This is a genomic window from Moraxella tetraodonis (assembly GCF_022359095.1).
In the GTDB taxonomy this organism is placed as follows: domain Bacteria; phylum Pseudomonadota; class Gammaproteobacteria; order Pseudomonadales; family Moraxellaceae; genus Faucicola; species Faucicola tetraodonis.
Window position 1 is genome coordinate 1,536,044 of the sequence record NZ_JACSYB010000001.1, and the last position, 14,806, is coordinate 1,550,849.

Below are 14,806 nucleotides of genomic sequence, written 5' to 3' on the forward strand. Positions count from 1 at the left end.
TGTGTTTTGACGATTTGAATGGTATTTTGACCGTCAAGTGTGATTAATTTAATCAATCATTGAATTAACGAGCGAGCTTTTGCATCATCCTAGGTAATCTGCTACAATACATGCATCTGGGGTATTCGCCAGTTTATGGTTTTACCTGAGCTGATAATTTATATAAGGGTATGCGTTCTTTTCACTTGTTGTGCAAGCCTGCATCCAGCTACGCTGCGATGATTCAGGAAGCCTTAAGAGTGGTTGCCATACCCACCCTGAACGTTACAGTTCATGGGTTCACATAGACAGCGGTACTCTGGACCAAAATTTAATAAAAAAACCATCTAACCCAATTCGGCTAGATGGTTTTTTTTGCTCAGCGATTGATTAACTTAAAAAAATCAATTTTGCCAATAAAATCACCGTTAACACCCAAACCGCAGGGCTAACTTCTTTATAACGTCCACTCACCAATTTGGCAATGGTATAGGTGATAAAACCTAACGCAATCCCATCCGCAATTGAGAAGGTAAGCGGCGTCAATAGCAGCACTACCGCGACAGGTGATGCTTCGGTCAAGTCATCCCAATCAATCTCACGCAGCGTAAATAACATCAATACCGCGACATAAAAAATCGCCCCTGCCGTCGCATACGCAGGAATCATCCCAGCCAATGGCGCAAAAAATAACGCCAATAAAAATAACACACCCACCACAATCGCGGTCAAACCGGTGCGTCCACCCGCTGCCACCCCAGCTGTGCTTTCTACATAACTCGTTACCGATGAAGTACCTAGCACTGACCCTGCCACAGCCGCCGTTGAGTCAGCAAACAAGGCTTTACCTAGATTCGGGATTTGACCGTCGGTAGACATTAACCCAGCTTTTTTGGTTACACCGATTAATGTGCCTGATGTATCAAATAACACCACAAATAAAAAGGCAAAAATCACACTAACCATACTCACATCAAGCGCGCCTGCAATATCTAACTGCATAAAGGTCGGTGCAATCGATGGCGGCATTGACACAATCCCTGAGTAATGGGCTTCCCCTGCCAACAAGCTAATCACCGTCACAATTAAAATTGACAACATCACTGCCGCAGGGACTTTACGCTGCACAAATACGACAATCAGAAAAAAACTTAAAATCGCCATCGCAGGACCAAAATCAGTGAGTTTGCCCATGGTCACAAACGTGGCGGGACTCGCCACGATGATGCCCGAGCTTTTAAGCGCAATAAACGCTAAAAATGCCCCAATCCCTGCCACGATACCTTGTTTAAGGGTATAGGGAATCGCGTTGATAATCCATTCACGCAGTTTAAAGGCACTAATCAACACAAAGAGCAAGCCTGAAATAAATACCGCCCCCAACGCCACTTGCCAGCTTTTACCCATCCCCAAGACGACGGTAAAAGTAAAAAACGCATTCAAACCCATGCCAGGTGCCAATGCCACGGGCAAACGCGCAATCAATCCCATCAAAAAACAGCCCAGCGCTGAGGCTAGACACGTCGCCACAAATACGGCCCCTTTATCCATCCCGGCTTTTGCCAGCATGTCGGGATTGACAAAAATAATATAAGCCATGGTCAAAAAGGTTGTCAGACCTGCCAGAATTTCAGTTTTTATCGTTGTATTGCGGCCATCTATGCCAAAATAGCGCTCGATTACATTCATCTATATTCACCCAATTTATTCATCCAATTTATGCGTCTAGGTTACATCTAGGTTGCATCTGTATCCGTTGTGTTAACAACGCTTTTGTGCCCGTTTTCTGCCCCATTGTCATTCAACAACGCCCAACAAAAACCCCTTATTTTACCCTAGAATACGCCAGCAACAAATAACTGATTAAAATAAACACAAAATAACTGAGAATTTTGAAGCCAATTTATTGCGCTGCTGCGTTATTGGGCAAAGGGTAAAAATTGGCGGTTGTAAGTGATAAGTTGCGGCGACGTGTTATTTTGCGTGCCATTTTGCGTATTGACTGGTGCTGGGATGGTTGTCGCTGACACACCAGAAGCAGCTGCTGGGTCATTGTCAGCTTTGGGTAAAATCTTAGCAATTTGACTATGCAAAAAAAGCTGCTTGTCGTCACTTTTGACACTGACAACGACGTGAAAACTTTGGCTTTGGATGGATAACAGCTTGGCGATGCGTGCTTGGTTACGCTCGTCAATCTGGGCAAAACTTGGCACGGCCCATAATTGACTCAAGTTTTGCACCGGCAGGTTATTTTCTCGGGCATTCGCCCAATTGATGATTGCGGTATCGTCGATTTGGTGGGTAGCCGCCACATTTGAAGCTGCGCTAGTGTCTTGCCCAGATTGTGAGTTGCCATCACTGTCCGAACGGTTTGAGCCTTGCGGATGATTGCCATTGGCTTCGGTAGGTAAATTCACCAGTATGCTTAATAGTTCGGGCTTTACCGTGTTGATATTCATGGGCAGATAGTATGGCACTGCGGTCAGATAAGGCGCTAATTTTTGCAATCCCTCGCTATCCATACCGCGCACATATTGCAATTCATTGATTGAGATAAAAGGCTGATTAGCGATACCCATCGCCATTTTTTTGCCCGTACTTTGATAATACGCTGCTTCTGCGCCACCATCGGCACGGGTGTCACTGTCTGGATCTTGCCAATCGAGCACCGCCATCGCAATGTTGGGCGATAAGCCATTGGCTTGTAACAGCGCTTGAAAAAAAGCCAGTGCCGTATCATCCACTTTGCCATCGTGATACAGGTTGTTCACATTAAAACGGCTGGCGTCATCATCGATTTTAATATTGACTCTGGCTTGATTGATGGTTTGCTCAGCTATGGGTTTTGCCCAAGCGTCTGCTAAACTATCGACTTGGTTGACTTGGCTGTCTTGCGCGATCAAATTGGTCGCCATAGCTTCCCCTGCCAAGGCATATTCTTTAAGCTGCCCTTGACCTTTGGTCAGCTCAAACTCTCGAATCATCACTTTTTGATTGGCAAGCATACTGCCTGCCACGATGGTAATCGCCACCACCAACAACAAAATAGTCAGTAGCGCCATCCCTTGTTGCCCATGCCGATATGGCGGGTTTACTATGGCAACATTTGCAAAAATTTTAGACGGAGAGCGGTTTGTTGGCATGGTGTATTTGCTAAAATTTGATTGAATTATGGGTTGGGCGCGTTTGGCGGGGTACTGGGTAATGCAAATCGCCAAGTAATCGGCTCGCCTTGGTAACTAAAATTAAGCTCGATGCCGCGTGGTAACTGCTGATAAGGCGTTAAATCTATACTGTTTTGCAAATTGCTATTTTTATCTGTTACGTTATTAGGCGCGTTAGGGATCGGATTGGTTGCAGCATTGGTCGTTTGATTGGTCTTTTTTTGCGCTTGTAGTTGCTGAATTTTTTGCAGCGTGGCTTCATCTGGAAACACACTCACCACGTCAGGCGTCAATGCTCGCCAACTGGCGTCCTTGATACCTGTCAATAAGACACTGGTTGCAGGGGTTTCGTTGTTGTTGTCTAACTGGTAAAAACGCCGTTTTGTCAGCGTTTCCCCTGCGACCGAATATTGTATTTTTGCTAGCATAGGTGACGGCTGATAACGCGGATCGGGCGCGGCAAAACGGATAAAACTCATTTGTGACGCATTTAATACGAAAGTTGGCGTCATAGCGGCACTATTCGCTGATGCCGTATTATTGTCAGTCGCTGATAGGATTGGCACTGCCACATAGTTACTGGTTTGCGCCAAATCTTGCGACAGCTGTAAATAAGCATAATCAAGCTGTGATAATGATTTTTGATGTTGGTAGCCACGCTCGCGACTTTTGGTCAGACTATCCATGATCTGCCATCCCGCCAATGCCAGCATCGCAAAAATCACCAACGCAATCATCAGTTCGATTAAGGTAAAGCCTTGCTGGGATGTTTTATGCGGTGCTATTGCAGCAGAGCAATAAAGATAAAAAGGGCTCACGGCGTTGTCCCCATATCCTTTACCAGCACTGCATCAATATCTACCACGTCTTTTTTTGGACTGCCATCGACAATAGGTGCCACGCGAATATGAATGGGTTGGACAAAGCCTTGACTGGTTTGTATGGTTTGCGGTGAGATGACCACTTGCCATTGACGACCTTGCGAGGTGATTTGCCGAGTATCGGATGCGGTGAGCCAAGTTTTTTGTACTCGTAATTCTGCCAGCGTGTTTTGCGCCACATAATAGCCAAAGGTTCGTGTTTTCATGTTATCCACGGATTGCACATAACTGCGACTGGCTTGGCTGGCTGATATCGCAACCACCGCCAAAATCGCTAATGCCACCATGACTTCAAGTAACGTAAATCCTTGCTGATGCTGCCTGACAGCCAGTCTATTTAAGGAAGCCATGGTCATTTTGCCACCTCAATTGCCCCAGCTTGGTTGACGATGATGGGATTGCCAACCGCAAAGGTTTGTTTGTCGGCATTGGTTTTTTGGATGCTGATTTGCACGGGTGTCGCCTCGCCTGTCCCAAACCACACCACAGGCGGTGCCTCGCTGCCGCTTAACCCGTTGGCGGCAGGTTGGGTATTTTGGGTGGCGGTGGTATTAAATGGGTTATCCAGTGGGCGGATTTTGACGTCAAGGTTGTCTGGCACATCCAGCGGTGCGATTTGTTTTTCTATCACCCATTGTGGTGGCGCAGGTTGCGAGGTTGTTGCGGCATTGGCATTGCCAACAGCGCTTTGAGAATTAGTAAAAGCGTTTTCTAATTTAACCACCACCAGCTGATTGGGCGCGTCATTTTGCGGCAGTTTGATTGCCAACCCATAGGGCTGCATGCGTTCCGTTGATAACAAGCGTACATAATTAAGATTACTGGTCAGACGCTCATAAAACGCCGTGTTTCTACGATTTTCACTACCGCCCACCGATAAACTCATCATCGCAGCAAAAATAGATAAAATGACGATGACTACCATAATTTCTATTAAGGTAAAACCTTGTTGCCCACCCATCGCACTGGGTGCGGGAGTGAAAGTTTTACAAGACCGACCAAACAGCAATCGCATCGTCATGCACTCAGACAAAACAGGGATAGTTTATAAAGCTTAACCGGGGGTGATGATAGTTAACTAGTATTCTTTGACATCTACTATTTGACATTTATTATTTGACATTGCGCGGCGTCAGGCTTGATTCAGTCTGCAAATTTGCCGTATGAGTAGCAGCGCTGGGAGGGTTTGCCCCAGTAGGCGCATCGACTGATTGTACCGCAGCAGGGTATTGCTTGGGAATATCTAAAATATGCTGAACCAAGGCAAAACGTAAGGTATCGCGGCGACCAAGATAGCGTTGGTAAAAACTAGAATTCAGCAGTCCTGCACCGCCTTGACCCATCGCCCAAATGGTTGACAGATAGTCTCGGGTACTCATGCTACTGTGTAGCGATTGCAGGTATTCAGCCGTGGTATTGATTAATCGCTTCATGCGTTCACGGCGAATTTCATACAACTGCGAAAAAAGCTTATTAAGACCTACGGCAGAATTGGCTAGGCGTTCTTCAATTTGGTTGAGTAATATGGCTTTTTGCGGATTGATGAGTTGAAACAGGGTAAGACGTGCCACACCTGCGGCAGGACAATCGCCGACTTCGCTTAGCGCAAGTAGTTGTTGCTCATGACGGATAATGAGGCGTAAAAACAATTCATCTTTGCTGGTAAAATGCTTGTATAGCGTACCTTTGGCTAAGTCTAGCTGCTCGGCTAAACTATCTAGGGTGATATCGCCTTCCCCAGACTCTAATAGCAACTGCTCGGCAACTGCCAATATGACTTCTTCACGATTTTTGAATTGTTGTTGACGACTCATTGATTACTCCATCAGTCTGTTCTAGTAGCCCCTATTGTTGACGAGACCCGTTACATCAACCCATCTACGCACAACTGTTAAACGATAAAAAATAAATGATAAAAAAATGCTCGCTTAGTAACTTTGCTTAATAACCTCGCATAGTAACCTAGCTTACTAACTTTGCTTAGTAACATAGGAGCAAGGTTGCTATGTATGATACATGACTGATGAGTCATTGCCAAATGTTTTATCACATAAATTTTATTACCTACTTAATAAAGTATAAAGATTTCGTTAACTATATTTAAGCATACTGATGTAATAATGCATCAAAATTTTGATGGGTTAAATGCGCGAACTCATCCACTGGCATGTCATAATGCTTGGCGAGAAAATCTGCCACATAGGGCACAAAAGCAGGCTCGTTAGATTTGCCGCGTTGGGGCACTGGCGCAAGATATGGGCTGTCTGTTTCAATCAAAATGCGATCTTTGGGCAGTTTTTTCACCACTGCTTGTAATTCAGTGGCATTTTTAAAGGTCACAATCCCTGATAAAGAAATATAAAAACCCAAGTCCAAGGCTTTTTTGGCGGTCTCATAATCTTCCGTAAAGCAATGAATAATGCCATGCTCGGCTTTTTCTGCTTTTAATAAATCCAATGTATCGTGTTTGGCCTCACGGGTGTGGACAATAATGGGTTTTTTTAGGTGCTGGCTGGCATGGATATGGCGGGCAAAACTCGCTTTTTGTTCTATGCTGTTTTCTGTTGACCAATAATAATCTAGCCCGGTCTCTCCAATCGCCCAAACATGCGGCTGATTTGCCATTTCAACGAGTGTTTCAACTGTTGCACTTTTTAGCATCGCAATGTCTTCGCAGGGATGCACGCCCACACTCATCCCCAACGTCAGCCCATCGATTTTCGTATTGATAATCTCATAAATAGCATCGTATTCATCCAGCTCACACATAATCGCCATAATCCGCTGCACATTGGCATCCTTGGCGGCTTGTAAGGCTTGACGGATATCACCTTGATATTTTTCTAAATCCAAACGGTTTAGATGCGCATGGGTATCGGTAAACATATCACTCTCTTTTTTTAATTGATTGACGCTTAAATAAGGCTGCGGCGCATAAATTCAATCAAATGCACCGTCAAAGCGTTAGTCATCAGGTAAGAATTCTTGCAGTACTTGGTTTAAAAATAAAAACCCTTGCGCTGTGCAGTGGATATGGTCACCGCTTAACTCAACCAAACCACGATTGTGTAGTTTTATCAATTGCGGCTCAATGACTGACCATGCCAAGCCTGTCCTCTCTGTCCAAAACTGTTTGGGCACGCCATTTTTTAGCCGCAGCCCATTCATCATAAATTCAAACGGTAAATCAGACGGCTCGATGGCTTGCCAACCTATCGCCGACTGATTAACCCTATAATCTTTTGGTAAGCGGGATTTGCTAAACCGGTAAATGCCATCAGGCCGCGTGACTTTACCATGCGCGCCTGCCCCAATCGCCAGATAATCGCCAAACTGCCAATAGTTGAGATTATGCTGACTGGGCTGAAAATCCGCCTGCCTTGACCATGCCGACACTTCGTATTGCACAAATCCATTGGCTTGCAAAAGCTGAGCGCCTTGCTCAAAAATATCCACCAATATCTCGTCATCGGGCAAAATCGGCGTATTGCGATAAAACATGGTATTGGGCTCAATGGTGAGCTGATACCACGAAATATGCGAAACGCCCAAATCAATCGCTTGCTGCAAATCGCTCAGGGCGTCTGTCAGTGTTTGGTTGGGCAAGCCATGCATTAAATCGACATTTAACTTTTTAAACCCTGCTTGCTGGGCGTTTTGAATAGCCGAAATGGCTTGCTGCGGGTTATGAATCCGCCCCAAGGCAGCAAGTTTTTGGGTTTGAAAACTTTGTACGCCAAGCGACAATCGATTGATACCAACTGCTAGATACTCATGAAATGGCGCATGCTCCACGGTGGCAGGATTGGCTTCCATGGTGATTTCACAATCGTGAGTCAGTGTTAACTGAGCATTGATACCCGCAAAAAGCTGCCGATATTGCGCAATCGGCAGTAGCGATGGCGTGCCGCCCCCAATAAAAATGGTGGAAATCTTGCGCCCTTGTACAAAGCTTAGCTGGGTTTTTAAATCGTCTAATAAAGCATCGACATAGCCTACAAAATCAATCGGTGTACGGCTTTCATGTGAATTAAAATCACAATACGGGCATTTTTTAACACACCAAGGAATATGGATATAAAGCGATAAAGGGATAAGGTTTGGATTTGGCATTAATCAGTAACTAATTCATTTGATTGATAATTTAACACGCTATAGCCAATAATTTTTTGCTGATAATCGCTACTATTTGGCTATACTTTAAAAAATAACAATGGTAGCATAGCCCAAACTTTTATTTTGATTTTATTTAATAATTTATCGCTATTTGTTATTGCTATTTCATCTATTATCAAGGAAGGATTGTCATCATGTCATATACCCAAGCGCCTGATAAAAAAGCGTCTTATAAAATAGGCATGCTAACTGCGCTCACCATCGCCCTATCTGCGTGTGGCGGCTCAGGTAGTGAGACTGTCGACAATGCCCTAAACGATGCCAATGATAGTTATAAAAACATTGCAACGGATGTCCGCGCTGCCTACAAAAAAGTCGAGGATAAATTAACCAATAAAGAAAAAAGCATGGCAGAGATTTTACAAAGTATCTTTTTGCCCGAAGACAGCTTAGATAATTTTTTGGACAAAATCACCCCAGAAGGCGGTAAAGGGGGTTTGTATGTTGGCTATTTTGTAGAAGACAACGACAACGAGCCCAATGATAGCGACCTAGGTGTGGTGTATTTTGATATTGGCAATGATTATGCTGCCTCGGTGTATGGTCAAATGAGCTATCAACAAAAAACTTGCCAAGACCCAAACACCTTAACCACAGAAAAAATCTCTATTAAAACTGACCAAAAGATGGGTGGTGTGCTGTCTGGCACACTCGACCCAGCAGCAAAATTTGATAATACGGTTCTTAAATTTTTACAGTTTGACGAATTAAAAACCTCTGTGGCGGGCATGCCATTTAATGGCGATTATGATAGCAATCGCGATTATTGGGATGGTCAATATAGTTATCAGGTCGGTGTCGATTTTGGCAGAGAATTATCTGACAATAAAGACGGCTGTGATGTCAACTATACCTTAGGCGGCGATGGCGATTTTAAAGTATTGCCACTTACTGCTACTGTCGGTAAGTTAGATGTTAATCTTACGGGGACAGGTAGTACCCTAAACCTCAATTGGACTGCGCCTGCCAGCACCGCTCGCACGCTTGTCACCCAAATCAATTTGGATAAAGCCACTGACCGCGGTATGGGTTTTGTACGCACTAATCAATTAACCTATGGCACTACTTTTACACCCTTTGTGGATGCCACCAAAGCCAATTACGCATTTGTGGTACAAACCTTTGATGCCACCAATAAACTCACAGGCTATCAAGCCATGATTAAAGCGCTTTAAAAGCTATTGTTGTAAAAAAGCCTTTATCAAATTGTGGCGACATTTGATAAAGGCTTTTTTATGTTGATGCTATCACAATCAAACGCTAACTTTTTTGACCTGTTAATGTGTTGACCTGTTAAACAATAAATTAAACAATAAAAAATCATGCCGCAAAATCTGTTAAACTGCCGCCTTTATTGAATTTTCAACGAATATTTGGTCATTACATGCTGTCAGCTATTGTTCGTCAAGACTTAAAACAATTATTTTTCTTGACCTTACCTATTTTAATCACCCAGATTTGCCAGTCAGGGCTCGCCTTGGTCGACACCTTACTCGCAGGTCAAGTCTCCGCGCTAGATTTATCGGGCGTTGCCATCGGCGCGGGTATTTGGATGCCCACCTTTTTGCTAGCGGTTGGTATTTTGCTTGCCACCACGCCATTGATTGGGGAAGCGATTGGTCAAAAGCAACTACAAAAAGTGCCGTTTATTACCCAACAGTCGCTGTGGCTGGCGCTTATCATCGGTATTATAGGATTTGTGGCGGTCAATCAGCTGCATTATTTGTTTGATTGGATGAAGGTACCGAAGGATATTCAGCATATCGCGCAAAAATTCTTGTTTGGTATTTCTTTTGGGTTTCCTGCAGTCTGTCTATACACCTCGCTGCGCTGCTATACCGAAAGCTTAAAACATCCCACCGTGGTCATGGTGATTAGCCTCATTGGTTTGATTTTAAATGTGCCGCTCAGCTATGCGTTTATTCATGGCGTCACCCTTGGTGAAACTGTGCTGATTCCAGCCATGGGCGGCGCAGGCTGTGGTTTTGCTTCTGGGATTGCGTTATGGATAAATTTATTGATGTTAGTAAGCTATTTGACTTTGAGCCCCCAGTCAGATTTTGCCAATCAACGGTTTTTTGCCAATTTTGCCGGCATGGATTTTGCTCAGTTGCGTCAGCAATTATCGATTGGTATTCCCATTGGTATGTCGATTTTTTTTGAAGTGAGCGCGTTTAGTCTAGCTTCCATTATCATCAGCCCACTGGGTGAAATCGCGGTGGCAAGCCATCAGGTAGCGTTGACGATTTCATCGCAGTTATTTATGTTCCCGTTTTCAGTGGCGATGGCGCTCACCATCATGGTGTCAAATCGCTATGGCGCCAAAGATTACCGAGCGCTTAAACGTATCAAGCTCATCGGCATTGCCGTAGCCACATCATTTGCGGTGATTAGCATGTTGTTAACTGCGATTTTTCGGCAAACCCTGCCAACTTTCTTTAGTGAAAACCCGCAAGTGATTCAGCAAGCCGCGCTGTTGTTATGGTTTGCCACCGTGTATCAGTTGTTTGATGCCTGGCAGGTCAATTTTGCGGGAATTTTGCGCGGTATGCAAGATACCACAGTGCCGATGTTTATCACCTTGTTTTGCTATTGGGTGGTGGCGATTCCGCTGGGTACCTATTTGGTACGCCATACCGATATGGGGGCTAAAGGATTTTGGATTGCGCTGGTTACAGCGCTGGGATTGGCGTCACTGCTGTTAGGGACGCGTTTATTACGTCAGCAAAAACGCTTAAAAATGGCTTGGCAATAAAAATAAGTCAGCAATAAAAACGACTTGGAAAAAATGAGTGGCAATGATTGAAAATTCGCTTAGGCTATTTATTTTGGGTTATTCGTTATGGGACATGGGTTGATGACGATGTTTGGGGTATTCAACCGATGATTTTTATAGCGGTTTTAAAGTAAAAACAAAGTAAAAATAAATTAAAAAAGGGCTTTAGTTAGCCCTTTTTTATCGTTCATGAAAGCTTGTTAATTAAAGTTCTCGCCAGTGAAAATACCATCAAATAGCACACTGGTTAAATAACGCTCACCACTGTCTGGCAGAATAACTACAATGGTTTTGCCTTGCATCTCAGGGCGGCTTGCTAGTTGATACGTCGCTTGCAGCGCTGCACCGCAAGAGATACCACATAAAATACCTTCTTGGGTCATCGCCCGTCTTGCCCATGCAATCGCATCATCGCCAGTTACTGTGATGACTTCATCGAGCAAATCAAGCGCAAGATTTTTTGGGATAAAGTTGGCGCCAATCCCTTGGATTTTATGCGGACCTGGGGTAATGGGTTTACCTTCACGTGTCTGGGTAATAATCGGTGATTCCGCAGGTTCAACCGCGACGGTATAAAGCGGCTGATTTTTGATTTGTTTAAAATAACGGGCGATACCCGAAATCGTCCCGCCTGTACCCACGCCTGCCACTAGCGCATCGACCTTACCCGCCGTGGCATTAAAAATCTCAGGTGCGGTGGTTTTGACATGGGTGTCTGGGTTGGCAGGGTTATCAAACTGTTGCGGCAAAAAGTATTCGCCAGGATGGTTGTCATGGATTTCTTGCGCAGCTTCCACCGCGCCTTTCATACCTAGCGAAGGCTCAGTGAGCACCAAGTGTGCGCCCAACGCAGCCAGCACTTTACGGCGCTCCATACTCATCGAAGCTGGCATGGTCAGCGTGATTTTATACCCTTTGGCTGCTGCCACAAACGCCAGCGCAATCCCCGTGTTACCGCTGGTGGGCTCGATGATTTGCATACCTGGCTTTAATAACCCTGCTTGCTCAGCGGCTTGCACCATGCCCGCACCGATTCGGCATTTGACCGAAAACGCCGGGTTACGGCTTTCGATTTTGGCAAGCACGGTCACCCCCTGTGGCATGATATGATTAAGACGTACCAGCGGCGTGTTACCAATCGCATCAGCATTGTTGGCATATACCGCTGTGCCAAGGTTGGCGGGTGCGGAGTAGTGGTCGTCAGGTTGTTGTAGCATAGGTATTCCCTTTTTTTTGAGGTATTGTTGAATGATTTTACGGCAGTGATTTTGCGGTGTCTAACATCATTTGGTAAATTCCATATATCAAAAAGCGTTAACACCCGGGTCTATAATACAAGGCTGTAACACAAAGCTGTAACACAGTGCTATCAAAAGGTTTATCAAATGTTGATAGCCTGTCGATTAAACTCTCCTATTAAACTTTCCCATTAAACTTTATTATTAGCTTGGCGCTGTACTATGTTTAGCCAAGCTTGCATGGCTGGGGTCAGTGGTCGGTGTTTTCGCCATGCCATCACCATTTGCCAAGTCAAATTAGGCTGGACGAGCGGCAGGCAAACCAGCTGTTTGTCATCAAGCTTATCAGTGTAATATTTGGGCAGTAGCGTCACCCCCATGTTTTTTTTCAACAATGTCGTCAGTAGTTGCCATTGGTTGGTGTGGCAAATGATATTGGGTTCAAAGCCAAGCTTTTGGCATTCTTCGACAATCATTGAGGTAAATGACGAATGGGACGCAAACAACATCAACGACGCATTTTTTAAGGATTTTAAAGTCACTTGTTTGATGGTATTGCCCATATGCTGCCGGTGTGCCACCATCATAATGGGATAATCGCATACTGGGATACAATCAAAGTCTTCTTCAATCGGTTGCATCAAGGTACACACATCAAGTGTATCATCGAGCAAGGCTTGTTTTAACGACTCTGCGCCATCTTCTAGCAACGACAGCTCAATATGGCGATGGGTTTGATAAAACTCAAAAATCGCATCGCTCAACAACTCACCCCCGAGCGGTGACAACCCTAGCCGCAGCTGCCCGCGATCCATGTGCTGATATTGTGTCACCGTTTGCTCAAGGTAGCCGACTTGTTGTAACACCGTCTGCGCCTGCTCATATACCAATGCACCAATTTCGGTCAGCGCAATATCCCGCTTGCGGCTCATCAGTTGCTTATCAAAGAGCGCCACGCCCAGCGTATCTTCCAAATTAGAAATGGCTTTGGTGACGGTTGGCTGCGTCAAACTCAAGGTATCGGCAGCATGAGAAAAGCCGCCAGTTTTCACCACCGTGATAAAGCATTGAAGTTGTTTTAAGGTCATCATGTTTTTGCACTGCCCAAAATAGCTTTATAGTGTTACAGCTCTTTTTTGTAGCTTTATAGATTTTACGCATAATTTTAAAAATATTATTCATATTTTTTGTTAATGGGTTTTTTATACTAGATACCTTAATTATTGATGACTTGTTTACCATGAAACGCGCTATGAATCTTCCAACCTTTCAGCAGCTATTACCCCATAAACTGGTGCCCCATAAACTGTTACCCAAAAAAATAGACCGTATGTTACAACAGCCACTGGTCAAAATTTTACTGCAAATCACCCTCATTGGTGTGGTATGGGGCTTAGCTGACATCCTCAAAAAATTATTCAACCTCCCTATGTCATCTGGCATTGTGGGGCTGTTTTTGATGCTGGGATTACTATTGACTGGGGTCATTAAACTCGACTGGGTCAATGTCGGCGCGAAGTTTATCTTGGGCGAGTTGGTGCTGTTATTTATTCCGCTGATGATGTCGATTACCCAATATCAGCAGTTATTTTTTGCTAAAGGTTGGCAGTTGATGATTACCATTGTCGTGAGTACGGCATTGGTGATGCTCAGCTCTGCCATCACTTTTATGCTAGGCAATCGTGTTAAGCGCGCGTGGTATCGCCATACACACCATACACATCAATAATCAAACATATCACTAATCATACACATCGTAATTTACTATGAATATTATCTCTATCGGCTGTTTAATCTGGACTATCTTGGCGTATGTTTTAGCAAAGCGGGTGTATGCCCGTTACCCAAAATTTTGGCTCAATCCTGCCATCACAGTGGCGACGGTAACGATTGTTTTGATGATTGTGCTTGGGATTTCTTACCAAACCTATTTTGCCGATACCGCTTGGATTGTTGAGTTGTTGGGCCCTGCCACCGTGGCATTTGCTATACCGATTTATCAGTATCGTCAATTGATTTATCGCTATGCTGTCGTGCTTGCGGTATCGATTGTGGTGGGCATGTTGGTGGGTATTGCTAGCATCATGGTGTTTGCTAGCGTATTTAAATTTGATGCCACCCTCACCTACAGTTTGATGGCACGGTCAATTTCTACCCCATTTGCCATTGATTTGGCGCAGCAGATTCATGGTTCAGCGGCGCTCGTCTCGCTATTTACCTTAATTACTGGGGTGGTCGGCATGGTGATTGGCGATATGGTACTGGCGTGGTCAAAAATTCGTTTTCATCTTGCCCACGGCGTGGCATTTGGTAATGCATCACATGGTTTTGGTACCGCAAGAGCCAGTCAGCGCCATGAAAGCGAAGGCGTGATTGCCAGTCTGACGATGGTATTGGCAGGGTTATTTATGGTATTTTTTGGTCCTGCGCTGATTCATTTAATGACGGCTATTTAACCCATGCTTTTTAAGCTATTTAACACATGCCTTTTAATACCTGCTGTGATTTTACAACCCATCAAAGCTATCTACTCATGAAAACTTGCCAAAATGACGTATTAATATTTGCCAAACAAAATAAAATTAGCGACAA

General features: G+C 44.5%; 14 protein-coding genes and 1 other RNA gene. 5 read left to right on the forward strand and 10 right to left on the reverse strand.

The annotated features are described in order from the left end of the window. Positions 1–110: 110 nt before the first annotated feature. Positions 111–309, forward strand: a non-coding RNA gene (ssrS, locus tag H9W84_RS06770) — 6S RNA. A gap of 60 nt (positions 310–369) precedes the next feature. On the opposite strand, the gene H9W84_RS06775 is transcribed toward ssrS, so the two are convergent. The 8 genes from H9W84_RS06775 to hemW all read right to left on the reverse strand — a co-directional run bounded on the left by H9W84_RS06775 (position 370) and on the right by hemW (position 8,137). Next, positions 370–1,668 (reverse strand): NCS2 family permease, encoded by a 1,299-nt coding sequence (locus H9W84_RS06775; RefSeq protein ID WP_144917796.1) that lies wholly within the window; start codon positions 1,666–1,668, stop codon positions 370–372. 230 nt (positions 1,669–1,898) lie between these two features. Next, positions 1,899–3,122, reverse strand: a complete 1,224-nt coding sequence (gene gspK, locus H9W84_RS06780) for a type II secretion system minor pseudopilin GspK (RefSeq protein ID WP_239742602.1) — start codon at positions 3,120–3,122, stop codon at positions 1,899–1,901. Positions 3,123–3,148: 26 nt separating this feature from the next. Further along, on the reverse strand, positions 3,149–3,961 hold the full coding sequence (gene gspJ / locus H9W84_RS06785; protein WP_239742604.1) for a type II secretion system minor pseudopilin GspJ: 813 nt from the start codon (positions 3,959–3,961) through the stop codon (positions 3,149–3,151). After that, positions 3,958–4,380 (reverse strand): type II secretion system minor pseudopilin GspI, encoded by a 423-nt coding sequence (gene gspI, locus H9W84_RS06790; protein WP_239742606.1) that lies wholly within the window; start codon positions 4,378–4,380, stop codon positions 3,958–3,960. Before gspI ends, gspJ begins: the two co-directional genes overlap by 4 nt. Continuing rightward, the gene (locus H9W84_RS06795) at positions 4,377–5,039 is read right to left on the reverse strand and encodes a pilus assembly FimT family protein (RefSeq protein WP_239742608.1); all 663 of its coding nucleotides are present in this window, start codon (positions 5,037–5,039) and stop codon (positions 4,377–4,379) included. The genes gspI and H9W84_RS06795 overlap by 4 nt, the downstream gene beginning before the upstream one ends. A gap of 97 nt (positions 5,040–5,136) precedes the next feature. Further along, complete coding sequence (locus H9W84_RS06800) at positions 5,137–5,838, reverse strand: TetR/AcrR family transcriptional regulator (RefSeq protein ID WP_239742610.1); 702 nt, start codon at positions 5,836–5,838, stop codon at positions 5,137–5,139. Between the two features lie 286 nt (positions 5,839–6,124). Continuing rightward, a complete protein-coding gene (locus H9W84_RS06805) occupies positions 6,125–6,910 on the reverse strand; it encodes a TatD family hydrolase (protein WP_239742612.1) in 786 nt (261 codons plus the stop codon). 78 nt (positions 6,911–6,988) lie between these two features. After that, complete coding sequence (hemW, locus tag H9W84_RS06810; RefSeq protein WP_239742614.1) at positions 6,989–8,137, reverse strand: radical SAM family heme chaperone HemW; 1,149 nt, start codon at positions 8,135–8,137, stop codon at positions 6,989–6,991. Between the two features lie 197 nt (positions 8,138–8,334). Between hemW and H9W84_RS06815 the strand changes: the two genes are divergently transcribed. Continuing rightward, positions 8,335–9,375, forward strand: coding sequence for a hypothetical protein (locus H9W84_RS06815; RefSeq protein WP_239742616.1), 1,041 nt, complete (start codon positions 8,335–8,337; stop codon positions 9,373–9,375). A 209-nt stretch (positions 9,376–9,584) separates the two neighbouring features. Further along, positions 9,585–10,955: an MATE family efflux transporter gene (locus H9W84_RS06820; protein WP_239742618.1), complete on the forward strand. Its 1,371-nt coding sequence runs from the start codon at positions 9,585–9,587 to the stop codon at positions 10,953–10,955. Positions 10,956–11,176: 221 nt separating this feature from the next. Here the strand turns inward: H9W84_RS06820 and cysK are convergent, their stop codons facing one another. Both cysK and H9W84_RS06830 read right to left on the reverse strand, forming a co-directional pair. Beyond that, entirely contained in the window at positions 11,177–12,193 is a 1,017-nt protein-coding gene (cysK, locus tag H9W84_RS06825) for a cysteine synthase A (protein WP_239742620.1), read from the reverse strand. A 212-nt stretch (positions 12,194–12,405) separates the two neighbouring features. Further along, positions 12,406–13,305, reverse strand: coding sequence for a LysR family transcriptional regulator (locus tag H9W84_RS06830; RefSeq protein WP_239742622.1), 900 nt, complete (start codon positions 13,303–13,305; stop codon positions 12,406–12,408). Between the two features lie 161 nt (positions 13,306–13,466). Between H9W84_RS06830 and H9W84_RS06835 the strand changes: the two genes are divergently transcribed. Further along, positions 13,467–13,943 (forward strand): CidA/LrgA family protein, encoded by a 477-nt coding sequence (locus H9W84_RS06835; protein ID WP_239742624.1) that lies wholly within the window; start codon positions 13,467–13,469, stop codon positions 13,941–13,943. Between the two features lie 37 nt (positions 13,944–13,980). Continuing rightward, the gene (locus tag H9W84_RS06840) at positions 13,981–14,670 is read left to right on the forward strand and encodes an LrgB family protein (RefSeq protein ID WP_239742626.1); all 690 of its coding nucleotides are present in this window, start codon (positions 13,981–13,983) and stop codon (positions 14,668–14,670) included. Positions 14,671–14,806: the final 136 nt, after the last annotated feature.

Bases quoted from the DNA above. Each gene is read 5' to 3' on its own strand.
- H9W84_RS06775 (WP_144917796.1), bottom strand. From the start codon at position 1,668: ATGAATGTAATCGAGCGCTATTTTGGCATAGATGGCCGCAATACAACG.
- gspK (WP_239742602.1), bottom strand. From the start codon at position 3,122: ATGCCAACAAACCGCTCTCCGTCTAAAATTTTTGCAAATGTTGCCATA.
- gspI (WP_239742606.1), bottom strand. From the start codon at position 4,380: ATGACCATGGCTTCCTTAAATAGACTGGCTGTCAGGCAGCATCAGCAA.
- H9W84_RS06795 (WP_239742608.1), bottom strand. From the start codon at position 5,039: ATGCGATTGCTGTTTGGTCGGTCTTGTAAAACTTTCACTCCCGCACCC.
- H9W84_RS06800 (WP_239742610.1), bottom strand. From the start codon at position 5,838: ATGAGTCGTCAACAACAATTCAAAAATCGTGAAGAAGTCATATTGGCA.
- H9W84_RS06805 (WP_239742612.1), bottom strand. From the start codon at position 6,910: ATGTTTACCGATACCCATGCGCATCTAAACCGTTTGGATTTAGAAAAA.
- hemW (WP_239742614.1), bottom strand. From the start codon at position 8,137: ATGCCAAATCCAAACCTTATCCCTTTATCGCTTTATATCCATATTCCT.
- H9W84_RS06815 (WP_239742616.1), top strand. From the start codon at position 8,335: ATGTCATATACCCAAGCGCCTGATAAAAAAGCGTCTTATAAAATAGGC.
- H9W84_RS06820 (WP_239742618.1), top strand. From the start codon at position 9,585: ATGCTGTCAGCTATTGTTCGTCAAGACTTAAAACAATTATTTTTCTTG.
- cysK (WP_239742620.1), bottom strand. From the start codon at position 12,193: ATGCTACAACAACCTGACGACCACTACTCCGCACCCGCCAACCTTGGC.
- H9W84_RS06830 (WP_239742622.1), bottom strand. From the start codon at position 13,305: ATGATGACCTTAAAACAACTTCAATGCTTTATCACGGTGGTGAAAACT.
- H9W84_RS06835 (WP_239742624.1), top strand. From the start codon at position 13,467: ATGAATCTTCCAACCTTTCAGCAGCTATTACCCCATAAACTGGTGCCC.
- H9W84_RS06840 (WP_239742626.1), top strand. From the start codon at position 13,981: ATGAATATTATCTCTATCGGCTGTTTAATCTGGACTATCTTGGCGTAT.